The sequence below is a fragment of the Herpetosiphon gulosus genome, assembly GCF_039545135.1.
In the GTDB taxonomy this organism is placed as follows: domain Bacteria; phylum Chloroflexota; class Chloroflexia; order Chloroflexales; family Herpetosiphonaceae; genus Herpetosiphon; species Herpetosiphon gulosus.
In genome coordinates this window covers 95,272-119,951 of the sequence record NZ_BAABRU010000005.1, presented here as the reverse complement: position 1 = coordinate 119,951, position 24,680 = coordinate 95,272, and the positions used below count along the sequence as shown (strand labels likewise).

Below are 24,680 nucleotides of genomic sequence, written 5' to 3'. Positions count from 1 at the left end.
TCTACAACCATCCAGCGCACGATGATCCGCGTAGCATGGCATAGAATGCGCTTATTAGCGTTAATCATACCGTTTTTTGGTTGTTTGAGGAATATTTCGATGCGAATTGTTGTGATTGGCAGTGGGTTCGGCGGTTTGGGTGCGGCGATTCGCTTGCAAGCCAAAGGCCACGATGTGACGATTTTGGAGAAGCGCGATAAGCCTGGTGGTCGAGCTTATGTCTATGAGCAAGATGGTTTTAAATTTGATGGCGGGCCAACTGTGATCACCGCGCCATTTATGATTGATGATTTATTTACCTTGGCGGGCCGCAAAACCGAAGATTATGTCACGATGATGCCAGTCAGTCCATTTTATCGAATCTTTTTCCACGATCAAAGCCATTTCGATTATTCCGATGACCTACCAAGCATGGTGCGCCAAATTCGCGAATGGAACCCTGCTGATGTTGATGGGTATTTGGAGTTTGTGCGCCGAGCCGAGCAGATTTTCAACAAAGGCTTTACTGAATTAGCCGATCAGCCTTTTTTGAAATTGGCTGATATGCTCAAAATTGTGCCCGATATGATCAAACTTGAGTCGTATCGCACGGTCTATGGCTTTGTTTCTAAATTTGTGCAAGATGAGCGTTTGCGCCAAGTGCTCAGTTTTCACCCGTTGCTGGTCGGCGGCAACCCCTTCCAAACTACCAGCATTTATACCTTGATCAACTTTCTCGAACGTAAATGGGGCGTGTGGTTTGCCAAAGGCGGCACAGGGGCACTCGTTCAAGCCTTGGTCAAATTATTTGAAGATTTGGGCGGCAAAATCGAGTTCAATCGCGATGTGGCTGAAATTAGCACCTACAATGGCAAGGCCACGGGCGTGCGCCTGCGCGATGGCAGCGAGATCAAAGCCGATGCAGTGGTTTGCAATAGCGAAGTGGCTTGGGCCTACCAAAACCTCTTGCCTAGCAGTGTGCGCAAAAAATACACTGACCGCAAGCTCGCTCGTATGCGCTATTCGATGTCGCTGGTCGTGATCTATTTTGGCACTGATCGGCAATATCGCGGCCAAGATGGGCCAAAACTCGCCCATCACGATATTATTTTGGGACCACGCTACCAGCCCTTGCTTGATGATATTTTCACGAAAAAACAGCTTGCCGATGATTTCTCGCTGTATTTGCATATGCCAACCTTGACCGATCCTTCATTAGCACCAGCAGGCTGTGAGGCTTTTTATGTGCTCTCGCCAGTACCGCACCTTGGTTCGGGCACCGATTGGCGGCAAGCAGCCAAGCCATATCGCGACCGAATTATGAACTTTTTGGAAGATCGCTACTTGCCCAATTTATCCAAACACATTGTCAGCGAGCATATGATCACGCCCTTGCATTTTGCCGAAACCCTAAATAGCTACCAAGGCAGCGCCTTCTCGGTCGAGCCAATCCTAACTCAATCGGCATGGTTCCGTCCGCACAATCGCTCGGAAGAAATCCCCAATCTTTACTTTGTCGGGGCGGGAACCCATCCTGGGGCTGGCTTGCCAGGCGTATTATCCAGCGCCAAAATCGTCGAAGATTTGATTGGAGCCTAAATCAATTATTCGTTGAGACCTCACCACGATTATGGCTTAATCGTGGTGAGTTTGCTTTAACCGCCAGCAAGCGACTAGATTGAACCAGAATAGGTGTGCTATAATCACGGTGTTTTGCCAAATCAACACGAGGCTCCAAATTTATGCAATTACTCTATTTAAGCTTAGATCAACTAGAAGCCGACCCGAACGGGATTCGCCAAGATCAAGGCGATATTGCCGCGCTAGCCGCAACGATTGCCGAACAAGGCCTGTTGCAACCACTTGGGGTTATCGGCATTGGCGCAGATCGCTATCGCGTGGTTTATGGCGGGCGACGCTTGGCAGCAATTAGCTCGCTCGGCTACGAACGCGTGCCATGCATCAAGCTTGATCTGCAAGAAGCTGACCGCCTAACCCAGCAATTGGCCGAAAATGTGGCTCGCTTGGATCTGAATGATTTAGAAAAAGCCGTGGCCTTCAAACGACTACGCGATCAACTGAATGAAGTTGGGGTAAATGGCGACCTCGATGAGGAAGTTGGCAAGCGAGTTGGCTTGGTTGGCCGCTCGGTGCGCCGCTATTTGAGCTTGCTTGATCTACCTGAGGAAGTTCAAGCCTTGCTGCGCAATGGCGATTTGAATGTAACCCAAGCTCAGCATATTCGGCGTTTGCCCAACGAACGCCGCCAAGTTGAGCTAGCCCGTTATGCTGCTGATGAAGGTATGTCGGCGGCCCAAATTAGCGGCTTGGCTGCCTATCTGACTGCCAACCCCGAGCTTTCGGTTGAGGCCGCCCTCGATGCGCTCGAAGGTGGCTTGGAATTACGCACCGAACGCATCGGCGAAGTCGAGCAAACTGGTGGACGATTAAGCCGTGGCTCGACCGAGAGCGCTGGCCTTGACCCCGATGATGCTGATATTTGGGATGATGAAGACGAGCGCATTCAGCAAGAGCACGATCAATTCTTCGCGGTCGTTGAAGAAACCGAAGCCAAGAAGAATAAATCACGGGTTTTCCGCATTCGCTCGCTCGATCAAATGGTCGATGAAACTGATCGGATTTCACGGGCAGTGCACGAGGGCGATTTCAGCAAATGGCTGGAAAGCGATGAAAATGCGCCATTCAAAGTACGGCTCGTGCTCAAGCAAATCGAAACCCTGAGCAAAGCTCTGCGCAGCACCTTGCAAGACCAAGGCTGGGAAAACGAGGAGTGAACCGAAGGATTTAGGGGCGAGGATTTAGGGGCGAGGGGTCAGGGGTCAGGAAGTAGGGTTAGGTTTTAACGCAGCGGCGCAGAGCGTTGAGAAGGATGACGGCTGAGGGATGAGGGATGAAGGACGAGGGTAAATCTGTGGAATCTGTGGCTAAAGAAGCCTTCGCGATCTTCGCGTGCTTCGCGGTTCCGTTCCTTCGTGTCCTTCGTGCTCTTCGTGGATCAATCTTCGCGGTTGCTGACCCCTAGCCCCTGACAACTGACCCCTTACTGATAACAAGGGCGGCTGCAAGTAACCTTGCAACCGCCTTTGACGATTAGGGTTATGGCTGATCAAGCCAACGCTTATTCGAACGCTTCCCAGTGTTCAGGTGATCGCCACAAGCTTGAAAGAATTAGCTCGCGAATCGAGAGAAATTCTTTTGGCAAGCGGTCGTAAAGTTTGATGAACAATTCTTCGTGTGAAAGAATTTCCTTATTCCAATCGTCGCGATCAACCGACATCAACTCATGGAATTGGTCTTCACTGAAGTTTAGGCCACTCCAATCAAGATCTTGGTAGCGTGGCATCCAGCCAATTGGGCTTTCGATGGCGACTGCGTGACCGTGAGCACGTTCGACCACCCACTTGAGCACCCGCATATTTTCGCCGAAGCCTGGCCACAGGAACTTGCCATTTTTGTCTTTACGGAACCAGTTGACACTGAAGATCCGTGGTGGGTTTGGAATGGTACGACCAAACTGCAACCAGTGGTTGAAGTAGTCGGCCATATGATAGCCCACAAATGGAAGCATTGCCATTGGGTCGCGGCGCACTTCGCCAACTGCCGACATTGCTGCTGCCGTGGTTTCCGAACCCATGGTTGCTGCTTGATAAACCCCGTATGTCCAGTTGAAGGCTTGGTAAACCAATGGCATCAAGGTGCTACGGCGACCGCCAAAGATAAAGGCCTCGATCGGCACACCTTGGGGATCTTCCCAAGCTGGGTCGATACTTGGACATTGGCTGGCTGGTGCGGTAAAGCGGGCATTAGCGTGCGCAGCTTTGCGGCCACAGTCAGGAGTCCATTCTTGGCCCGTCCAGTCGATTGCTTTGGCTGGTGGGGTTTTGGTCATACCTTCCCACCAAATATCACCTTCAGGCGTGAGCGCAACGTTGGTAAAGATTGTATTTTTGCTCAAGGCGGCCATGGCGTTTGGATTGGTTTCCTCAGACGTGCCTGGAGCTACGCCAAAGTAGCCGCTTTCTGGATTGATTGCATACAATTTGCCATCTTTGCCAGGTTTAATCCAAGCAATATCATCGCCGACCGTGGTTACCTTCCAACCATCCATTGCGGTTGGTGGAATCAGCATTGCAAAGTTGGTTTTGCCACAAGCACTTGGGAAGGCAGCAGCCACATAAGTTTTTTCACCAACTGGCGATTCAACCCCAAGTACCAACATATGTTCGGCCAACCAGCCTTCGTCGCGAGCCATATTCGAGGCAATCCGCAGGGCGAAGCATTTCTTGCCAAGCAAGGCATTGCCACCATAACCACTACCATACGACCAAATCGAGCGTTCTTCGGGGAAGTGCACGATATATTTTTCTTTTTCGTTACACGGCCACGAAACATCGGCTTGGCCTGGTTGCAGTGGTGCACCAACCGAGTGCAAACAAGGAATAAAGTGACCTGTTTCGCCCAGCACCGCATAGACATCACTGCTCATGCGGGTCATAATCTTCATATTGACCACAACATAGGGCGAGTCGGTCAATTCAACCCCAATGTGGGCGATTGGCGAGCCAAGTGGTCCCATGCTGAATGGAACGACGTACATGGTGCGACCACGCATTGAGCCATCGAACAAGCCGTTCAGTTTTTCCTTCATTTCCTTGGGATGCATCCAGTTATTGGTTGGGCCTGCATCGCCTTTGCTCAAGCTACAAATAAAGGTTCGATCTTCGACCCGAGCCACGTCGGAAGGATTTGAACGAGCTAAGTAACTATTGGGGCGTAATTCGGGATTCAATGGAACGAAGGTTCCAGACTCAACCAAGCGCCCACACATCAATGCATATTCTTCGTCAGAACCATCACACCAATACACATCGTCGGGCTTGCACAAGGCAACCATTTCTTCGACCCAACGTTTGAGTTCTTGATTGCGTACATAGGCTGGTGCGTTCATAATACTGATTCCTCCAATGCTTCGCGATGTCGGGTTTTCTGTGAACCCCCTGCACGCCATCGCGAACCTGTCTATAGAATACCAGCCCACGTCTAAACTTAAGGAAAAACTTCACAACTTAAGGCAGAGGGATGACAACAAAGCCGAGGGATGAAGGATGAAGAGCGAGAAGATTAGGGGTCAGGAATGAGTGCAGGTTTTAACGCAGCGGCGCAGAGGATTAATGGCTAAAGGCTGAAGGCGCTAGGCTATCGGAACGATGCTTGATAATTCCAGGGTCGTCCATCTATAGCCTATATGTAATGGTTTATCGCATGAACAACGGCCAGCATGCCCTCACCCCCTGACCCCCTCGCCCGCACGCGAGGCGAGGGGGAACCGCTCCAGGCGTGCTCCCCTCGCCCGCCGCCGTGGGAGAGGGGCTGGGGGTGAGGGCACGGTATAATTAATTATTAACCCAATGAACCATTACATCTATAGCCTATAGCCCCAGCTTCGCGATCTTCGCGTTCTTCGCGGTTTAACATCAACCTCATCCCCAACCCCCAACAACCGATCCCCAACGTTCCTACTTCGCCCCAGCCAAATTGAGCAACACGCCCTCTAGGGCCAATTGCGGGCTAACATTCTCGCGAATTTGGGTGACTGCATCATTAATGCCCTTGAGTGTTTTATGAATCGCAGCTAATGGCAAACGCGCCAACGCCTGTAAATCTTCGATTCGATCGATATTAATCAGGCCTTGCTGAGTGCCAGCGGCGGTCAGTAGCACATCGCGCCACCAAACTTGCCACAATTCGAGCATCGCAAACAGCTCATCACGCTCGCGATTGGCCTTGCTCCAGCTTTCGGCCCATTTGAAACGCTCAAGCAACGGCTTGCTTGGCAACTCAATCAAACTCTCAAGTTGCTCGGCGCGAGCTTGCAATAGGTCGGGCGATTGAGCCACCGTGGCGGCCCAGCCGATCCGGCCTGCACTCCATGCGGCCACAATCGCCGCATCATCGGGAGCAATCTGCCAGCGTTCGATTAATGCTTGGGTCACTTGTTGGCGTGGCACTGGGCGCAATTTGAGCACATGACAACGCGAGGTGATCGTTGGCAACAAATCGCCAGCACTATTAGCCACCAAAATCAAGGTGGCAAATGGTGGTGGTTCTTCGAGGGTTTTGAGCAAGGCATTGGCGGCTTGTTCGGTCATGGTTTCGGCATCATGCATAATAAATACCCGCCGTCGCCCTTCGTAAGGTCGCAGCGCAATATCAGCCTGCCATTCGCGCACGGTATCGATGCCCAAACGAGTTTTGATGCTTTCGCTAGCTTTTTGTTGGGCGGCCTGTTCAGCTAAGCCCACAATCCGCACATCGGGGAAATTACCCTTAGCAATCCGCTTGCAAGCGCGACAGTTGCCACAAACATCACTATTGTTGGCTTCACAGTTGAGCGCTTGAGCCATATGTAGGGCGAGGGTTGATTTGCCAATATTCGGCAATCCGGTCAGCAAATAGGCATGGCTAGCTGAATTACGGGCAATTGCCAAGCGCAATAATTCGACCGCCCACTCATTTCCGATGATATTCCATGCTCCCACCGCTGTACGCTCCAATCCATCCAACGATTGATCTATTTGAGCCATGATACCAAGAAAATAACTCAGTACCAAATAACTGAATGTGAGGTAAATAGATGCCAACGATTAGCCGCATGCAAGCAACACAAATTGACCAAGCCGCCGCCTTTATGGCCCAATTTCAACACGACCCTAGCACCCATTTGGGGTTTGCCGGCCCACAAGCTGATCAAATCGCTCAAACATGGCGTGAGCTTGAATTTCCCATCGAGCAGCAGTTTGCCTTGGCCTTCGAAGCTGATCAGTTAATCGGCTTGATTGGCTTGGAGCAAATTTCCGATACAGGCCGCGCTTTTTTGTGGGGGCCAATTGCCTTAGACGAACATCGCTTTGAGCTAGCCGATGCGCTCCTAGCCGAATTATTGCCAGAACTCCAAGCGCATGTCACCATGATCGATATTTTTTGCAATTTGCAAAATCAATTTGTGCGTGATTGGGCTGCTCACCAGCAATTTTACCAGCGCAATACCCATGCAATTTTAAGTTACAAACGTTCACAATTAACTGAACATGTAACTGCTAGTGATGTTGAGATATTGCCCGCCGAATTACATGCGGCCTTCTGCGAATTGCATGATCAACTATTTCCCCAAACCTACTACAGCGGTAGTCAAATTCTCGAACGGATCAATCATGATCGCCAAGTTTTTATTGTGCGTGATACTGAGCAATTACTTGGCTACATTTATGCCGAACGCCAACCAGAGTTTGCCGAAGCTGGCATTGAATTTGTGGGCGTAACGCCTGCTGCGCGTGGCCGAGGAATTGCAATCAAGATTATGCAGTATTGTTTAGCATGGATTTTCAGTGTAGAAACAATTCAAGAGCTGGAATTAGTCGTCGATCATGATAATCCAAGTGCGCTTAAAGTATATGAACGCGCTGGTTTCACTTTATTACACGAAATGATTAGCTTACGCCGTGATGTAGTAACACAATAATCAAATACTGAAATGAATATTTGAAAATAGCGTGCAATAACACGCTATTTTCTTATTTAAGCGCCAATTCTTGCTATTAAATTCAATGAATCGTATATCAATTGGCGCTGAAGCAAAACCCTTACCCATAACTAAAACGATTTTAATCTATCAGGCTATATACATAACAGTGTATTAATTATTTTTACAACTTGGGCTATAATAGAGTACGCATTTCGAGAAATATGCTGTATACTTTGATTCTCCTTTCTCAACGATGCGTAGAGGAGTCTTTATGCAACGACGTATGTTGTTACATCATCCGACCCGCGACCACTGGCTGGTGATCGCTGCGACGGATTCGCAACCATGTACTGCCGTCTCGGAACCCCTCCACCCTGATCAACTTGGATTCCCCTTGGCTACGTTTCCATTGCACCCTCTTGAACAACACAGCGAGCCGTTCGATTTGGCCGAATATGTGTGTATTCGAACGAATCGTGAGGAAAGCACTGCCAACGAAATTGCCGACATGCTCAATAGTGCAATTATGATGGAGCTTGATCAAACTGCGGTAACCCTTGGGTTTAGCGAGGGTGATCAATTTTTTAAACAGCAGCCCCAACGCTATATCCAAGAGATTACGCATTGGCTCAATACGCCGCCATCCAATTTAAACCTCGAATATTTGTTGATCGATCAGACTGAAACTCAAGCACTTTTTCAAATTCGTGATCCAACCACACGCCAAGTTTGGCGTTTGACCCGCACGCTACCTACGGCTGCGGCCAAGCCCGATGGAGTTGGCTGGGGTTGGTCGGCCTAAATATCCAATACCCCATCGAGATCAGCTTACAAGGGTAGGTTTTAACGTTCCCTCACCCCCAACTCCTCTCCCACTGCGGCGGGCGAGGGGCGTTCCAATCATCATGATGGACGGCTCCCCCTCTCCTCGCGTGCGGGAGAGGGGGCTAGGGGGTGAGGGAACGTTAATCGACGGTAAGTCCCATCCAAATCATTGTTAAAAACCTACCCTTGTAAGACCGAGATCAGGGCTTGATCCACGGTGGGGTATGCTAGGGATAGGAAGCTGGTTAGGTTGTTTTAATGGTGATTGCTAAATTACGCCCCCAACCTTACTTTGAGCATCGCGCGGCTTGCCCCAATAAATAATTTGTTTCCAAGCATCGGTTGGCTCATCGGCAAAAACCATCACCAAATCGCCACGCTGTGCGCCATCTAAGGCCATGGCAATCGCCTCGCGCTCGTGACGAGTATAGTGAATATTGCTCTCAGCAAAGCCTGCCTCGGCTAAACCCTCGCGAATATAGCCAGGCATTTCGCCCTCTTTACGGCCTCGCAAACTGGTGTCTTCTTTGATGATAATCTGATCAAAAACCCCTGCCCCGAGCAAGCGTCCAATCTCACGCGCATCAACATCGCGCCGATCGCCAGGCACTGAGATCACACAGATCGCCTTGCCTTCGCGTGGCAATTGACGCACTACATCGATCAAGTTGCTGACCGCTGCCGGATTATGCCCATAATCCAAAATCACGCGGAAGGGATGTTCATCAAAGACATTCAAGCGCCCAGGCGTTTGGTAGAACGAGGTGGTGAAGGTTCGCAAGCCTTGGCGAATGTTTTCAATACTGATGCCCAAGCTATAGGCTAGCGCCGCAGCGGCCATGGCATTGGCAACATTGAATTTGGCTCGACCTTCCAAGGTTGCCGGAATCAAGTGCGTCCATAACAGCGGAATATGGCGGCCCTTATCGTAGAGTGTCACCATATCGCCATTGACCCCTTTTTCGACCACGATTGCCCGCCCGCCCACTTGGACTTGCTCACGCACCAAGGGATTGGCTGGATCAAAGCTGAAGTAGAAGGGCTTGGCGCGAGTACGCGATACCAATTTTGCTACCAGCGGATCATCGGCATTCAACACGGCCCAACCATCACGCTTGATCACTTCGATGATTAGCGATTTAACTTTGGCCATTTCTTCGAGCGTATCGATGCCACGCAGGCCAAGGTGATCGGCGCTAATATTAAGAATCGCGCCAACATCAACTTCGTCGTAGCCCAAGCCTTCGCGTAAAATACCACCCCGTGCAGTTTCAAGCACAGCAGCATCAACCGTCGGATCGCGCAAGACCATCCGCGCCGATTTGGGGCCAGTCATATCGCCGCGCAGCACCCGTTCACCATCGATATAAATCCCATCGGTGCTGGTCATGCCAACATGATAGCCCGCCATCTTGAGAATATGCCCAGTCATGCGAGCGGTGGTGGTTTTGCCGTTGGTGCCAGTTAATGCTGCCAGCGGAATACGGCTTGGTGTACCTGCCGGAAATAGCATATCGATCACTGGGCCTGCTGCATCGCGCGGCGTGCCCTCGGATGGTGCAACGTGCATGCGAAAGCCGGGCGCTGCATTAACTTCAACAATCCCGCCGCCAACCTCACTAACCGGACGGCTGATATCGGGAATAATAAAATCGATGCCCGCGACATCCAAGCCGACAATTTTGGCGGCGCGAATCGCAATTTGGGCATTTTCATAGTGAATCATATCGGTGCGATCGATTGCCGTACCGCCAGTTGAGAGGTTGCCTGTTGAGCGCAAATACAACACTTGGCCTGCTTCAAGCACTGTTTCTAAGCTGACTCCAGCTTTTTCCATGCAGCGCTCAGCTTGATGATCGATCTCCAGTTTGGTCAAGACATTTTCGTGACCAACCCCGCGCCGTGGATCGCTATTGACGATCTCGACCAATTCAGCCACTGTATGTTGGCCATCGCCAACCACATGGCCAGGTACACGCTCGGAAACTGCCACGACCTCGCCATTAATCACCAAAACCCGATGATCGCTGCCTGGCACTAGTTCTTCAACAATCACATACGAGCGATATTCTTGGGCTTGGGCAAAGGCAACTTGGACTTCTTCTTCAGTAGTCAGGCCAATCGAAATCCCACGGCCATGCGAGGCATCCAAGGGTTTGACCACCAAAGGATAACGCAAGCGTCGCGCTGCTTGCACCGCACCCTCAGCTGAGCGTACCACCCGCTGACGAGGCACAGGCAAACCAGCATCTTCGAGCAATTTATTAGTCAATTGCTTATCTTGGGCCACTTCGACCCCGATATGGCTGGTTTGCGAGGTAATCGTAGCTTGAATCCGTTTTTGATATTTACCATGGCCAAATTGCACCAACGAATGCTCATTCAAGCGCAGCCATGGAATCCCACGCTCCTCGGCAGCCTTGACCAACGATGCAGTTGAGGGGCCAAAAGCCAAACGCACCGCCATCCGCGCCAAATCTTCTTTCTCGCGCACCAAATCAAAGGTGGCCCGTTCCCCAGCGGGCATGGCTGAAGGCAAGTTTTCGGGCAACAAAAATTGAATCAAACGCAGCGCCAGATTGGCGGCCTCGATCCCAACATCCTCTTGACCATACTGAAAAATTACAAAATACTGGCCATCTTGGCCTGTGCCACGAGTTTTACCTTGGGTTACGTAGGTGCCGGCCAAACATTGCAACTCAAGCGCCAAATGCTCCAACACATGGCCCAGCCATGTACCATCGCGCAGCCGCTCCACAAAGCCACCTGGTCGCCCCAACGAACAATGATGATCGTCGAGGCTGGGCACGAGCGCCAACAAGCGATCAACAAAATCACCCAACAAATGGGTTGGATAAGCCTCAAGCTCCTCAAGATCAACCGTCATGTTGATCGCTGGCTTATACAACCAATAGTTAGGCCCACGATAGACGCGCGTGTCGAGAATTTTCATCGGGAAACCTCCACAGAATAGTGGCAATGGGTAGGCTAGAATTTGGGGAAATACGAGTGGGTGGCGCAGCGTTGAGCCACGTTGCGCCGTATTGTACCACGAGCAGCGAGCGCGGCAAGAGGCTCGCTAAATCTCTGGGTCGGCGGCTGGCTGTTCGAGGCTGGGGGCAACTGACAGCGCAGGCATCACCACTGGCGGAATCACCTCACGTTTGATCAGATCATACGACCAACCATGGGTCAGCACATGCAATTTCACGCCAACGATGGCCTCTTTTTGGCCAACTTTGAGCTGATGAATATTGCTATAGGTAATACCAGCGCCATCAACCACCGTCACCGAGCCTTCACCAATCACCTGCATCAGATGATCATCATCGATCTCAGCGGCAGTATTTTCATCAAGACCCAGCCCAATCAGATATGGATTAAAGCTGACTGCCGCGATCAAACGCCCCAGCCGATGGCGAGCGCCAAAGTGTTGATCAAGCACAACCCGATTGGTTAGCCCAAGCCCTGGCCCAAATTGCACCATGCCATAGCGTGGCACTAGCCCTTTGGCCCCATAGGCGATCATATGGGCACTCATCGCCGAAGCGCCCGCACTCGTGCCCGCCACCGGAACCCCCCGCGCGTTAGCTCGCCGAATAGCTGTGGCAACAGGTGTGCCACCAAGCACCGCCGTGAGCTTCAATTGATTGCCGCCGGTCATAAAAATTCCAGTTGCTTGGGCAATAATCTCGCTTGCTTGCGGATCATTGGCATTGATCCGTTCGCGAACTGGCAATAATTCGACGCTGGCAACGCCTAATTTGCCAAACACCTCAAGGTATTCGCGGCCACCATCAGGCAATTCCGAGGCGGTAGGAATAACCACGATGCGGGCGTTGGAGCCGCCTGCAAGCTCAAAAAAACGTAATAAAATTAACCGTCTGCGCTGCAAATCCATTGCGCCGCCAATTGGCAGCAACGCACCGCGAACGTGTCCATCTGGCACTGGCGAAGGCATTGGGCATCCTTCCATCACTGGAGTAGTTTGAAAGCTGCATTATTACGGATAGCAGGGCTTTGTGCAAGTGTGGGTGTTGGTTGTTGGGGGTCGGGGATTGGAAATTAGAAGAGCATTCAGTACCCTCACCCCCGACCCCTCGCCCACTGCGGCGGGCGAGGGGAGCACTCCTAAAGCGGTTCCCCCTCGCTCGCAGGGCGGGAGAGGGGGCTAGGGGGTGAGGGCATGAACCATTACAGCTATGCTCTATGTTCTATGTTCTATGTTCTTCTGCTCGCTACTAATCAACCGCCAGTTCTTCGGGGCTGATAAAGAAATCGACAGCGCCACTGCCAATTTCATAATATGCCCCAATCACCGCAATTGTGCCAGCCGCCTCGAAGGTTTGGACAACCGGATTTTGGCGTAAACGAGCGACTTGGGCGCGAACATGCTGGGTCACGGCCTCGCGCATGCGAGCTTTTTCGTCGCGAATCGCTGGCAAGCGCTCACAAACTGGTCGAATTTGTTCGATCAGGTAGCGAATGTTGGCCGATTCTTTGGCAATCTGTTCGTCACTAGCCAAGGCAGCCTTGACCGCGCCACAGCCTTCATGGCCCATCACCACAATCAATTTGCACTTAAGATGCGAGATCGCATATTCGATGCTGCCTTGAGTGGCTGGATCAACAATCTGGCCTGCCACCCGCACCACAAACAAATCGCCCAAATTACGATCAAAAATCATTTGTGGCGGCACGCGGCTATCCGAGCAGCCCAGAATTACCGCAAATGGCGTTTGACTAATAATTTGCGAACGGCGTTGATTGACACTGACCACCGTGCGTTGGGTTTCGCCGCTAAAAAAGCGTTCGTTGCCCTGTTTCAAGGCCTCAATTGCCGCTGCTGGTGTATCAACCTCAGGCCCGCGTAGGTTGGCAATATCTTCCATTGAGGCTCGCCCACGAATCGCATCAAGCAGGCGGCGATCAATATTCTCATCAGGAAACTCGGACATAATGCTCCTTCTAGATAGGTGTCAGGGGTCAGTTTTTAACCACGAATTGTACGAATTACACGAATAATTAGCTAAGCACCGATAACCCAAACCTGACCCCTTCGCGCCCCTTCGCGCTCTTCGTGGTTTCGGCCTTTACGTTCTTCGTGCGCTTCGTGGATCAAAACGCGCCCTTACTCTACGCTCTATGTTCGTTCTGGCTCAAGGCGCGGACGTGGGCCGCATGATCGGGGGCCAGCACAATCGATTCGCCCACGAGAATGGCATCAACGCCCCATTCGCGCAAGGTTGGCAGCACCTCAGGACCATGGATGCCACTTTCGGCGACCAACACAGGCCGCTGAGGATCGCCGATTGCAGGCAAACTAGCGCTAACCCGTTGGGTGGTAGCAAGATCAACGCTAAAACTATGCAAATCGCGGTTGTTGATGCCAATGATTTGAGCCTGGAGCGCCTGAGCACGGGTCATCTCATCCTCAGTATGTACCTCGACCAAGGCTTCCATGCCCAAGCCATAGGTTAATTGATACAACTCATGCAGCGTTTGATCATCGAGCATGCCCACAATCAACAAAATTGCATCGGCTCCCGATACGCGGGCCTCATAAATTTGGTAGGGATCGTAGAGAAAATCTTTGCGCAACAAGGGCGTGGCATAGCCTAATTTATCGAGATGCTCATGAATTGAGCGTAAATAGATTAAGCTGCCTTGGAAAAAGCGCACATCAGTTAACACCGAAATCGCCGCCGCCCCATTGCTGGCGTAGGTTTCAGCTAGCTCAGTTGGGTTGAAATTCTCTAAAAAGACCCCTTTGGATGGACTAGCCTTTTTGACCTCGGCGATCAAGCTAATCCGATCAGGTTGGCGCAGGGCTTGGCGCAAGCTGCGCGGCTTTGGGGCAGTACCAAGTTGTTGTTCAAGTTTCGCTTGGGGAATCTTCAATTTTTGGCGCTCGACCTCGGTGCGTTTATGGGCAAAAATCTGATCTAGAATTGTCGCAGTCATCAGAAACCTCATGGGCTAGAAACCGGTGTGCATGCCGCTAGAGTAGCATATCGTTGCGGGCTATGCCAATTGGCTTTATTGTTGGGAGGCAACAATTCGTGAGTGCGATTTATGGGCGTTTTGATTTCGCCGATGCAACTGGTCAGCCCCAAGCGTTGGAGTTTCGTCAACCCTTGGCAATCTACCAAGCGACGACCAGCGCCGAGGTGCTTCCGACGATTCAAGCCGCTCAGTCAGCGGCGCAAGCAGGGGCATATGTGATTGGCTATGTGAGCTACGAGGCGGCAGTGGCCTTTGATTCGGCCCTGCAATCGTATCCGCCAGCAGCGTTGCCGTTGGTCTGGTTTGCAGCCTTTGCTGCGCCCCAAGTGGTTGAACCGACGGCGCAGCAGTATCAACTCTCACCGTGGCAACCGACAATTAGCCTTGAACACTATCGCCAAGCGATCGCGGCGATTCATGCGGCGATTGCCCAAGGCGAAACCTATCAAGTTAACTATACCTTGCGGTTACGAGCCGAGTTTAGCGGCGATCCACTGGCCTTTTATCATGATTTACGGGCGGCTCAAGCTGCCAATTATTGTGCCTACCTCAATCTTGGCGAGTATCAAATTCTCTCAGCTTCGCCCGAACTCTTTTTCGATTGGCGCGATCAACGGTTGACCACCAAACCAATGAAGGGCACGGCTCCGCGCGGGCGTTGGCCCGAAGAAGATCAACGCTTGGCGCGTCAATTATTGGCCTCGGAGAAAAATCGCGCCGAAAACTTGATGATTGTTGATCTATTGCGTAACGACTTGGGACGAGTTGCGGCGATTGGCAGCGTTGGCGTGCCACGTTTATTCGAACTCGAGCGCTATCGCACGGTTTGGCAGCTGACCTCAACCGTAGCCGCCAAAACCAAGCCCAACACCAGCCTACTCGATATTCTGCAAGCGCTCTTTCCCTGTGGCTCGATCACTGGTGCACCCAAAGTCAAAACCATGGAACTGATTCGCCAATTCGAGGCTGATCCACGGGCGGTCTATTGTGGGGCAATTGGCATATTGCGGCCTGATGGCAGCGCCACCTTTAATGTAGCAATTCGCACCGTCTGGATCGACCAACAACGCCAGCAGGCCGAATATGGTGTGGGCGGCGGCATTACCTGGGATTCGCAGGCCGATGACGAATATGCTGAAGCCCAACTCAAAGCCCAATTATTGACCGAGCGCTGGCCCCAATTTGATCTGATTGAGACCCTACGTTGGGATGGTCAGCGTTACTGGTTGCTTGAGCAGCATTTACGGCGTTTGCACGATTCGGCGGCCTACTTTGGCTTTATCTACGACCAAACAGCCGTGCTAAATGCACTCAATCAGCATAGCCATGGCTGCTCAACTGCGCTGCGAGTACGTTTGAACCTCACCTATGCGGGTGAGATTAGCATTGCTAGCAGTCCATTAATTGCGACCGCTGATGGCCAAAAGGTTAGTTTAGCTGCTACGGCGGTTAACTCCCAGAACCGCTTCCTATACCACAAAACGACTAACCGCAGATTGTATGACGAATACTCCCAACAATCCCCCGCAGATTTTGATGTATTACTGTGGAATGAGCATGGACAATTGACCGAATTTACCAGAGGCAACCTCGTGCTTGAACTTGATGGCCAGCGTTGGACTCCCCCAGTCGAAGTTGGCTTATTGGCCGGAACCTATCGTGCCGAATTATTGCAACAACGAGCAATCCAAGAACGTACTTTAGTCCTAGCCGATCTTTGGGCGGCCAGCAAAATTTGGATGATTAACAGTGTTCGCGGCTGGGTATTAGTTGAGTTAACTACTACAGAAGTTACCATTTCAGGCGAATAACACCCTAGGTACTAGTACTAAAGGTATAGTCAAAAGTGGTATAACGCGATGTGTTATATCACTTTATACTCATATAATCGCGATATGTGTGTACATTTGTGTAGCTAAGTAGCTATTAACTGATTCACCTATAGCGGTGATCAAAGAGAGGACTAAAGAATGCGCTTTGGGTGATAGACATAGGTTAGGTGGATAGATTAAGGTAGTACCAAGGTAATTTAACCTACTCGCCATGTGTCGCCGTGAGAAGCGCAGATGGTAGCCAGTGTAGAACGTGTAGATGAGGTATGTTATGCCAAATACAGCACACCTACAACAATTAGCGAGAACGGTTCCAACAACCATTCCAAGGTTGGAATCTCCGTTTCCTTCGCAAATCCATCCATTGGCAGCGGAGGTTCAACAGCAGACGACTAAATGGGTGCTTGAACAAGGTTTATTGAGCGAAGCGCGACGTAAGGCTTTTCTTGATTACAACTATACCTTGTTGATTGCCCGTTGTTATCCGTATGCGAGTGTTGAGCGGCTGCAAATTATCAGCGATTGGAATGCTTGGCTGTTTGAGCTTGATGATCAATGTGATGAAGCGCGAATTGGCCATGATCCTCAAGCTTTAGCTCGCTTACACAATCGGCTTGGGGCAGTTATTCGCGGAGCCACGGTTGCTGCCGACGAACCACTGCTAGTTACAGCCCTCGCTGATATTATGGGTCGGATGCGGGCGCTGGCCCCACAGGCATGGTTTGAGGTTTTTACCCAACAGGTTGACGATTATTTTATTGGCAATCAATGGGAAGCCCACAATCGGCTGTATTCGATTATTCCAAGCGAAATTGAATACTTGCACTATCGTAAATTTACTAGCGCTGTTGCGATCTATATTGCTTTTATTGAATTTATGAATGCAAGTTATTTAACCGCCACTGAACGTCAATCAATCGACTTACGCAATCTACAAAATTGGACAAACCTTGTACTGAGCTTATGCAATGATCTTGTTTCAATCAAAAAGGAATTACGCCAAGGCGATTGGCATAATTATGGAGCAATTATTGCATTGCAGCGTGGTATTAGCATTCCAGAAGCCTTAGAAATTGTCGCTAACGAGCATAATCACTGTGTTCAACAATTTATAACAACCAACACTCAACTGAAAAATTGTAGCGTGGCACTTCAAAAAGTATTAAACGGTATGATGACATTGATGCGTGGAAATTATGATTGGTCGGATATTACCAGCCGTTATGCTACTAAACTTACCGAATTGTCGTATGCTGCATGAAAAGTAGAGATGAATTATTTGCTTGAGAAGCAACCATCTTGTATTAGGTTTGTCAAGCATCTAGGAGATTGACTCAATGCCAACCCGTACTACATTGCATCACTTAGCCACGCTTATGCCTCGTGATCTTCCGGTGCTCTATTGTCCATTTCCAGCGGCGATTCATCCCGATGCAGTTGCAATTCAAGCCTCAACCCAAGCTTGGGCTGATAGCTTTGGCTTGCTTGATGATTTGGAAACGCGGATCTCATTTAACCAACGTGGCTATGGTACGTTGATGGCGCGAGCATACCCGAATGCGCTGGCTGAACGCATGCCAACCATTGCCGATTGGAGTACCAGCCTCTTTCTCCTAGATGATCAATTAGATCGCTTTGGCCGTGAGCACGATGCTGGAGCAATGGCCATCTTGCTACAACGCTTGATCAAGGTGCTCAAAGGTTCACCCGCCAAGCGCCACGATTTGCCAATTGTGCAAGCGATGGGCGATGTAACCAGCCGGCTGGTGCAAGGTTCGCCCGAAGCTTGGCAACACTACTTTTTTGATTCATTGCGCAAATCGTTTGCCGCGGTGCAATGGGAAGCCAATAATCGTGCCCAAGGCTATATTCCAACCCAAAAAACCTATGCCATGCAACGTTTATATACCAGTGGCACCTATTTGTGCTTAGCCTTGATTGAATTTGGCAATAACGATTTTCTGCATCCACAAGTACGGTTGCATCCAATGGTGCGGCGTTTGTGTGAATATGTTAATCGGGTAGTGTTCTACTCAAATGATATTATTTCGTTGCGCAAAGAATTATTAGCTGGCGATTGGCAAAATTTGGTGTATCTCGTACATGCCCAACATCAATTACCAATCGGCGAAGCATTAAATTATGTCGCCCGTTTGCATAATGATACAATCAACCAATTCACTCGCGAACGCATTATGCTCGATAAACTGGCTCCTGAGATTTGTTCACCAAGTTTGTATCGCTTTGTCGATGGTTTAGCTACCTGGATGCGAGCAAACCACGATTGGTCTACTATGACCTCTCGTTACCAGACATCTACCGAGGAATCCCATGGATCTCAGTATTGTGCGTGAACGCCTGTTACAGGTTGTTATTTCATTGACGGTTATCATTGGCGTATTTGGGTTAGCATTTATGGGCCTAGGAACTGTATTATCAAATACAGTTCTTTTAATAGTTAGTAGCATTATGGGAGTAAATGCGCTCATCTGTGGTTTTATGTGGTATGGTTACGATAATTATACTAATACAACCGTTGTTTGGTCGATTGGGGCAAGCTTACTATTTTCAACGATTATGTTGGCCTTGATTCAGCCAGTTTTATCAACTGGCTATATGTTTACCCCATTAATTGTGGCAATTACTGGGCTACAATATATTTCCAATGAACAAAAAGGCACGATTGTTGTCACTTCAATCAGTAGCAGTATTGTAGCTTTTTTTGCTGGCTTGTTTAGCCCATTTAAAGAATATCAAGTCTTGTCATGGTTTGTCTATCTAAATGCAGCAGTGATTATCGGGATCTTTATTATTATTGGCTTTTTGTTGTGGCAATTCAATCAGCGCCTGATTAGTATGATCGATTCGATTACTGAATCCAATGCTGCTTTGGCGCTTAAAAATGAAATTTTGCTCTCGACAAATGGTGATTTAAAAAAACAAATCGAGTTGGAAAAACAATTACGCGAGCAAATTGCTGATCTCGAAGTGCCAATTACTGAATTAGCCCACGATGTGATTTATGCGCCGATTGTTGGTCACCTCGATGATCAACGGATCGATACCTTCCGCGAAGCTTTGTTGAAACGAGTTCACGAGCAGCGTGCCCGCGCGGTTGTGCTCGATGTTACCAGCATTGCCCATATTGATACCTATGGCTGCGGTTTGCTGACTCAAACGATTCAAACGGTCAAATTACTAGGAACCCAAGTGATCCTCTGTGGGATTTCGGCCTCGATGGCGATGATTCTGACCAACTTGGGGATTTCGTTTGGCGAAGATCTGCGCGTTGCCCGTAGCCCAAGCGATGCAATGCAATTGCTTGGTGTCAGCGAAAAGCAGTTGATGCTTGGCTAAGGCTGCCTGTCGGTCGAATGATGAATCGCGGCTTCCCTCTTGCGATGGATTGCAAGAGGGTTTTTTGTGGTTAAATAGCCATTATGCCGAGATGGATTTAGAGGGAGCCTGCTGATGCTACTGACATTAACGACCACCCACACGCCTGCAACCGACTTGGGCTTTATTTTGCATAAGCATCCTGAGCGGGTGCAAACCTTTCCCTTGCCCTTTGGCTCGGCCCATATTTTCTACCCCGAAGCTAACGACGAGCGCTGTACCATCGCCCTGTTGCTTGAGGTTGATCCGGTGGCATTGGTGCGCGGCAATCGTGGCGGCGAGGGCATGCTTAGCCAATATGTCAACGATCGACCGTATGTGGCTTCATCGTTGCTATGTGTGGCGATGGGTGATGTTTTTTCGAGCGCCATGGCTGGAGTTTGCAAAAAACGCCCAGAGTTGGTCGATTTGGTGTTGCCGCTAACTGTCGAGTTGCCAGTTGTGGCAGTGCGGGCGAAGGCCGGTTTAAGCTTAATTCAACGCTTGTTTGAGCCGTTGGGCTATCAGGTTAGCGCCGAGCCAATTGCGCACGATAATCCAACGAATAGCTATCTCTCACTCAAATTAAGTGCCAATCTCACGGTTAAACAACTGCTCACGCACATATATGTGCTCATCCCTGTGTTAGATAATGCTAAGCACTATTGGATTGGCAATGACGAGGTGAGCAAATTGTTACGCAAAGGCGATGGGTGGTTGGCGCAACATCCAGAATGCGAGTTGATTACAACCCGTTATTTGCGCTATCAAAAAAGCCTTACCAGTGCTGCGCTTGAGCATTTGTTGCAAGCAGTTGCGCCTGAAACAACAACCCAAATCGAGCCAGATCAGGAACAAGTGAGCGAACCAAGCGAACGTCAAAGCCTGCATGCTCAGCGCCATAGCGTGATTGTGCAACGCTTAAAAGCCAGTGGAGCACAACGAATTCTTGATTTGGGTTGTGGCGAAGGCAAGCTCTTGCGCGAATTGCTCAAAGATAATCAATTCAACGCAGTCGTCGGCATGGATTTGAGCACCCGCTCGTTGGCAATGTTGCAGCAACGGATCGAACGCTTGCCCGAACGTCAACGCCAACGCTTGAGCTTGCTGCATGGCTCATTGCTTTATCGCGATGCTCGTTTGAAAGGCTTCGATGCCGCCGCAATCGTCGAAGTTTTGGAGCATCTTGAGCTTGGGCATTTGGCGGCTTTTGAACAAACCGTGTTTGGCTTTGCCCGCCCGAAATTAGTGCTGGTGACCACGCCCAACCGTGAGTACAATCAATTGTTTCCAAGCTTGCCCGCCGACCAGCTGCGCCACCGCGATCATCGCTTTGAATGGACGCGGGCTGAGTTTGCGGCTTGGGCCGAACGGGTCGCAGCAAGTTACAACTATCGCGTCAGCATTGAGCCATTGGGGCCAGAAGATCCCTATCATGGTGCGCCGTCGCAATTGGGGGTGTTTGAAGATGCAACCTAAACTACATTTGGCGCTCGGAACCCACGTGGTGCTGTTGCGCAAAATCGAGAATCAGGCCAAACATAGCGTGGCCCAAGTGGTTGCAACACCCTGCGAGCATAGCGAATATTACACGGTGCGCTGTGTTGATGGCACAATTTTGCAACTCACCCGCCAAGATTTTGGCCTACGCAAGCAATTTAATGACCCTTTATTGAGTTTGGAGCAACCGCAACTGGCTGAAAACCGCCAATGGATTCAGTATCGTTGTGTGGTTGGCTCACGCGCTTATGGCTTGGATACGCCCGAATCGGATACTGATTGGCGTGGCTTTTTTGTGCCACCTGCATCTGTTCATTGGGGCTTGGCAAGTGTGCCCGAACAATATGAATTGAGCGAAACTCAAGAACACTATTGGGAAGTGCAAAAATTTTTGAATTTACTGTTGCGGGCCAATCCGAATGCCCTTGAATGTTTGTATACTGATCTGGTTGAGCATGCCTCGCCCTTGGCCTTGGAGCTACGCGCGATGCGCCATAAACTACTGACCAGTCGCATTTACCAAAGCCATAATAGCTATGTGTTGGCCCAATTTCGCCTGCTTGAGCGCGATTTACGCACCAACGGTAGCCTACGCTGGAAACATGTGATGCATTTGATTCGCTTGTTGCTGAGCGGCATCCATGCCTTACGCCATGGCGAATTACGTTTGCGCCACCTTGCCGAACACGATCAGCTAATGGCGATTCGGGCTGGCGAATTGGAATGGGATGTGATTAATCGTTGGCGAATTGCCCTCCATGCCGAATTTGAACAAGCCTATGCCGCAACCAAACTACCAATTTTGCCCGATCTAGCGGCGGCGAATGCTTGGTTGCTCCAAGTGCGCCGCACCCAAGTGGACTAAGGAGCTGGTGTTATGGAACTAGGAATACCTGAATTGTCGTTGGTAGTATTGATTGGGGCTTCTGGCTCAGGCAAATCGACCTTTGCACAGCGTTATTTCAAGCCAACCGAAATTATTTCGTCCGATGCCTGTCGCGCAATGCTCACCGATGACGAAACTGATCAATCGGTCTCAGCTGATGCCTTTGATTTGGTTTATACAATTGCCGCCAAGCGCCTAGCTTTAGGCCGTTTGACCGTGATCGATGCGACCAATGTGCAAGCTGAAGCGCGGAAACCCTTGCTGGCCTTGGCTCGCCATTATCACGTTTGGCCCGTGGCGATTGTGTTGCATACGCCTGAACGAGTTTGTTTGGAGCGCAATTTAGGCCGCCCCAATCGCGATTTTGGCGATTTTGTGGTCAAGCGTCAGATCGATAATTTGCGGCGTTCGCTGCGCACATTGCACGATGAAGGCTTTCGGGTGGTACATAGCGTTACGCCTGAGCATGTTGATGCAGTTGAAATTGTGCGCCAACGCGCTTGGAGCAACCGTAAAGCTGAGCATGGCCCCTTCGATATTATTGGCGATGTGCATGGCTGTTACCCTGAACTTGAGCGCTTGCTCCTAGAATTGGGCTATAGCATTAATCTCACGCCAGGCCATAATTATGGCTTTACGGTCACGCCGCCTGCTGGCCGCCGCGCAGTGTTCGTCGGCGATTTGGTTGATCGCGGGCCAGATTCAATTGGCGTGTTGCGGTTGGTGATGAGTATGGTTGAAACAGGCGCAGCCTTGTGTGTGCCAGGCAATCACGACGATAAATTAGCGCGGGCCTTGGCTGGACGCAAGGTCAAACAAACCCATGGCCTCGCCGAAACCATGCAAGCTTTGGCTGAAACTGATGAAGATTTTCGCCAAACAGTCCGCCAGTTTATCGAAGGCTTGGTTAGCCATCTCATTTTTGATGACGGAAAATTGGTGGTAGCCCACGCTGGCATGAAGCAAGAATTACAAGGCCGCATGTCGAAGCGCGTGCGTGAATTTGCCTTGTATGGCGAAACTACGGGCGAAACCGATGAATTTGGCTTGCCAGTGCGCTATCCGTGGGCCAAAGAATATCGCGGCGAGGGCTTGGTGGTTTATGGGCATACACCAATTCCCCAGCCCGAATGGCTTAACAACACGGTTGATATTGATACTGGCTGTGCCTTTGGCGGAGCACTGACTGCGCTGCGCTATCCCGAGCGTGAGTTTGTGCGCGTTCCAGCTTTTGCTCAATATGCCATCCCAAAACGGCCTTTAGAAATGAATGCGACCCAACTTTCAGCCCAACAAGCCCATGATCAAGTGCTCGATTTGAGCGATTTTCAAGGCAAGCTGCAAATTAGCACTAGTTTAATCAACCAAATCAATTTGCGCGAAGAACAAACCAGCGCCGCCTTGGAAGTGATCAGTCGTTTTGCTATCGAGCCACAATGGCTGATCTATTTACCACCAACCATGTCGCCCTCAGAAACCAGCCAACTTGGCAGTTTCTTGGAGCATCCTGTCGAAGCCTTGGAATATTATCGGCGGGCGGGGGTCAACGAAGTTGTGTGCGAAGCCAAGCATATGGGTTCGCGGGCAATTGTGATTATCTGCCGCAACAGCGAGGTTGCTCGTGAGCGTTTTGGCGTAGCTGGCGAGCAGATTGGCGTTTGCTATACCCGCACTGGGCGACGCTTCTTTAGCGATCCTGAGCTTGAAATGGCTTTTCTGCAACGGCTGCAACAAGCCATCACCAAGCTTAATTGGTGGGAAAGCTTCGATTCAGGCTGGTTTGCCTTGGATTGTGAAGTGCTGCCGTGGTCGGCCAAAGCGCATGATTTGATACAAAATCAATATGCGCCCGTAGGAGCCGCTGCCACCGTTAGCATGAGCGCAGCCCAAGCCGCTTTACGCCAGACGGTCACGCGCATGCCCGAATCGGTCGAGTTACAAGCCCTGATTGCCCATACCCAATTGCGGCAGCAGGCGGTGCAAGGCTATGTTGAGGCCTACCAACACTATTGCTGGCCTGTGCGCAGTTTGGATGATTTAAAACTAGCACCGTTTCATCTCTTGGCTTGTGAGCAACGCCCGTTTTACGATCGCGATCATGAATGGCATATGCAAACCTTGGCGGCTTTGGCCGAGGCTGAGCCGCGCTTGATGCTGGCAACGCCCTATCGCGTGGTCGATTTACACGATCAAGCTAGCGTTGAACAAACGATCGCATGGTGGCAAAAACTGACGGCAGCAGGCGGCGAAGGCATCGTCATCAAGCCCAAACAATGGGTGGTCCAGAATTCGCGTGGCATCGTCCAACCAGCAATTAAATGTCGGGGCGCTGAATATCTACGCATCATCTATGGCCCTGAATACGATTTGCCCGAAAACTTGGAGCGTTTGCGCCAGCGCGGACTAAGCAGCAAACGTTCGTTGGCATTGCGCGAATTTGCCTTAGGCCTCGAGGCGCTTGATCGTTTTGTCAATCGTGAGCCATTGCGCCGCGTCCATGAATGCGTTTTTGGGGTGCTAGCGCTTGAGAGCGAGCCAATCGACCCAAGGTTGTAGTCGGAGAACATAGAGCAAAGAATATAGAACATAAGGCAAGTTTAACGCAGAGGCGCAAAGAAACTGAGGGGATTAGGGATCAGTTTTTGTAACCACGAAGGACACGAAGAGCACGAAGGGGAGCGGGATCAGGGGTCAGGGATTAGGGATCAGTTTGACAATCACGAAGTTCAGGTTT

At 50.4% G+C, this 24,680-nt stretch carries 17 protein-coding genes; 11 read left to right on the top strand and 6 right to left on the bottom strand.

The window, feature by feature from the left end:
- The first annotated feature begins 99 nt into the window (after positions 1-99).
- Together ABEB26_RS08155 and ABEB26_RS08150 are read left to right on the top strand one after the other, a co-directional pair.
- Positions 100-1,578 carry a phytoene desaturase gene (locus tag ABEB26_RS08155; protein WP_345721476.1) on the top strand — a complete coding sequence of 493 codons (1,479 nt, stop codon included), beginning with the start codon at positions 100-102 and terminating at the stop codon, positions 1,576-1,578.
- 143 nt (positions 1,579-1,721) lie between these two features.
- Complete coding sequence (locus ABEB26_RS08150; RefSeq protein WP_345721475.1) at positions 1,722-2,774, top strand: ParB/RepB/Spo0J family partition protein; 1,053 nt, start codon at positions 1,722-1,724, stop codon at positions 2,772-2,774.
- 344 nt (positions 2,775-3,118) lie between these two features.
- Here the strand turns inward: ABEB26_RS08150 and ABEB26_RS08145 are convergent, their stop codons facing one another.
- Together ABEB26_RS08145 and holB are read right to left on the bottom strand one after the other, a co-directional pair.
- Positions 3,119-4,948 carry a phosphoenolpyruvate carboxykinase (GTP) gene (locus ABEB26_RS08145; RefSeq protein ID WP_345721474.1) on the bottom strand — a complete coding sequence of 610 codons (1,830 nt, stop codon included), beginning with the start codon at positions 4,946-4,948 and terminating at the stop codon, positions 3,119-3,121.
- 568 nt (positions 4,949-5,516) lie between these two features.
- Positions 5,517-6,584, bottom strand: coding sequence for a DNA polymerase III subunit delta' (gene holB, locus ABEB26_RS08140; RefSeq protein WP_345721473.1), 1,068 nt, complete (start codon positions 6,582-6,584; stop codon positions 5,517-5,519).
- A 68-nt stretch (positions 6,585-6,652) separates the two neighbouring features.
- Between holB and ABEB26_RS08135 the strand changes: the two genes are divergently transcribed.
- Both ABEB26_RS08135 and ABEB26_RS08130 read left to right on the top strand, forming a co-directional pair.
- The gene (locus ABEB26_RS08135) at positions 6,653-7,519 is read left to right on the top strand and encodes a GNAT family N-acetyltransferase (protein ID WP_345721472.1); all 867 of its coding nucleotides are present in this window, start codon (positions 6,653-6,655) and stop codon (positions 7,517-7,519) included.
- 274 nt (positions 7,520-7,793) lie between these two features.
- A complete protein-coding gene (locus tag ABEB26_RS08130; RefSeq protein WP_345721471.1) occupies positions 7,794-8,324 on the top strand; it encodes a hypothetical protein in 531 nt (176 codons plus the stop codon).
- A gap of 291 nt (positions 8,325-8,615) precedes the next feature.
- Here ABEB26_RS08130 and cphA read toward each other — a convergent pair whose 3' ends face one another.
- From cphA to trpC, 4 genes are all read right to left on the bottom strand, one after another.
- Entirely contained in the window at positions 8,616-11,300 is a 2,685-nt protein-coding gene (gene cphA, locus ABEB26_RS08125) for a cyanophycin synthetase (RefSeq protein WP_345721470.1), read from the bottom strand.
- A 126-nt stretch (positions 11,301-11,426) separates the two neighbouring features.
- The gene (locus ABEB26_RS08120; RefSeq protein ID WP_345721469.1) at positions 11,427-12,308 is read right to left on the bottom strand and encodes a cyanophycinase; all 882 of its coding nucleotides are present in this window, start codon (positions 12,306-12,308) and stop codon (positions 11,427-11,429) included.
- Positions 12,309-12,588: 280 nt separating this feature from the next.
- Positions 12,589-13,305 carry a carbonic anhydrase gene (locus ABEB26_RS08115; RefSeq protein ID WP_345721468.1) on the bottom strand — a complete coding sequence of 239 codons (717 nt, stop codon included), beginning with the start codon at positions 13,303-13,305 and terminating at the stop codon, positions 12,589-12,591.
- A gap of 178 nt (positions 13,306-13,483) precedes the next feature.
- Positions 13,484-14,311 (bottom strand): indole-3-glycerol phosphate synthase TrpC, encoded by an 828-nt coding sequence (gene trpC / locus ABEB26_RS08110; protein WP_345721467.1) that lies wholly within the window; start codon positions 14,309-14,311, stop codon positions 13,484-13,486.
- A 98-nt stretch (positions 14,312-14,409) separates the two neighbouring features.
- Here trpC and pabB point away from each other — a divergent pair, with 98 nt between their 5' ends.
- The 7 genes from pabB (at position 14,410) to ABEB26_RS08075 (ending at position 24,502) form a co-directional block, all read left to right on the top strand.
- Positions 14,410-16,164 (top strand): aminodeoxychorismate synthase component I, encoded by a 1,755-nt coding sequence (gene pabB, locus ABEB26_RS08105; protein WP_345721466.1) that lies wholly within the window; start codon positions 14,410-14,412, stop codon positions 16,162-16,164.
- A gap of 292 nt (positions 16,165-16,456) precedes the next feature.
- Entirely contained in the window at positions 16,457-17,446 is a 990-nt protein-coding gene (locus ABEB26_RS08100; RefSeq protein WP_345721465.1) for a terpene synthase family protein, read from the top strand.
- 76 nt (positions 17,447-17,522) lie between these two features.
- Positions 17,523-18,539: a terpene synthase family protein gene (locus ABEB26_RS08095; protein ID WP_345721464.1), complete on the top strand. Its 1,017-nt coding sequence runs from the start codon at positions 17,523-17,525 to the stop codon at positions 18,537-18,539.
- Positions 18,517-19,542, top strand: coding sequence for an STAS domain-containing protein (locus tag ABEB26_RS08090; RefSeq protein WP_345721463.1), 1,026 nt, complete (start codon positions 18,517-18,519; stop codon positions 19,540-19,542). The genes ABEB26_RS08095 and ABEB26_RS08090 overlap by 23 nt, the downstream gene beginning before the upstream one ends.
- A 114-nt stretch (positions 19,543-19,656) precedes the next feature.
- Entirely contained in the window at positions 19,657-21,039 is a 1,383-nt protein-coding gene (locus ABEB26_RS08085) for a 3' terminal RNA ribose 2'-O-methyltransferase Hen1 (RefSeq protein ID WP_345721462.1), read from the top strand.
- Entirely contained in the window at positions 21,029-21,925 is an 897-nt protein-coding gene (locus ABEB26_RS08080; RefSeq protein ID WP_345721461.1) for a nucleotidyltransferase domain-containing protein, read from the top strand. The genes ABEB26_RS08085 and ABEB26_RS08080 overlap by 11 nt, the downstream gene beginning before the upstream one ends.
- Positions 21,926-21,937: 12 nt before the next feature.
- Positions 21,938-24,502, top strand: a complete 2,565-nt coding sequence (locus ABEB26_RS08075) for a polynucleotide kinase-phosphatase (RefSeq protein WP_345721460.1) — start codon at positions 21,938-21,940, stop codon at positions 24,500-24,502.
- Positions 24,503-24,680 lie beyond the last annotated feature (178 nt).

Bases quoted from the DNA above. Each gene is read 5' to 3' on its own strand.
- ABEB26_RS08150 (WP_345721475.1), top strand. From the start codon at position 1,722: ATGCAATTACTCTATTTAAGCTTAGATCAACTAGAAGCCGACCCGAAC.
- ABEB26_RS08145 (WP_345721474.1), bottom strand. From the start codon at position 4,948: ATGAACGCACCAGCCTATGTACGCAATCAAGAACTCAAACGTTGGGTC.
- ABEB26_RS08100 (WP_345721465.1), top strand. From the start codon at position 16,457: ATGCCAAATACAGCACACCTACAACAATTAGCGAGAACGGTTCCAACA.
- ABEB26_RS08095 (WP_345721464.1), top strand. From the start codon at position 17,523: ATGCCAACCCGTACTACATTGCATCACTTAGCCACGCTTATGCCTCGT.
- ABEB26_RS08085 (WP_345721462.1), top strand. From the start codon at position 19,657: ATGCTACTGACATTAACGACCACCCACACGCCTGCAACCGACTTGGGC.
- ABEB26_RS08120 (WP_345721469.1), bottom strand. From the start codon at position 12,308: ATGCCTTCGCCAGTGCCAGATGGACACGTTCGCGGTGCGTTGCTGCCA.
- cphA (WP_345721470.1), bottom strand. From the start codon at position 11,300: ATGAAAATTCTCGACACGCGCGTCTATCGTGGGCCTAACTATTGGTTG.
- ABEB26_RS08080 (WP_345721461.1), top strand. From the start codon at position 21,029: ATGCAACCTAAACTACATTTGGCGCTCGGAACCCACGTGGTGCTGTTG.
- ABEB26_RS08130 (WP_345721471.1), top strand. From the start codon at position 7,794: ATGCAACGACGTATGTTGTTACATCATCCGACCCGCGACCACTGGCTG.
- holB (WP_345721473.1), bottom strand. From the start codon at position 6,584: ATGGCTCAAATAGATCAATCGTTGGATGGATTGGAGCGTACAGCGGTG.
- trpC (WP_345721467.1), bottom strand. From the start codon at position 14,311: ATGACTGCGACAATTCTAGATCAGATTTTTGCCCATAAACGCACCGAG.
- ABEB26_RS08115 (WP_345721468.1), bottom strand. From the start codon at position 13,305: ATGTCCGAGTTTCCTGATGAGAATATTGATCGCCGCCTGCTTGATGCG.
- ABEB26_RS08090 (WP_345721463.1), top strand. From the start codon at position 18,517: ATGGATCTCAGTATTGTGCGTGAACGCCTGTTACAGGTTGTTATTTCA.
- ABEB26_RS08135 (WP_345721472.1), top strand. From the start codon at position 6,653: ATGCAAGCAACACAAATTGACCAAGCCGCCGCCTTTATGGCCCAATTT.
- ABEB26_RS08075 (WP_345721460.1), top strand. From the start codon at position 21,938: ATGGAACTAGGAATACCTGAATTGTCGTTGGTAGTATTGATTGGGGCT.
- ABEB26_RS08155 (WP_345721476.1), top strand. From the start codon at position 100: ATGCGAATTGTTGTGATTGGCAGTGGGTTCGGCGGTTTGGGTGCGGCG.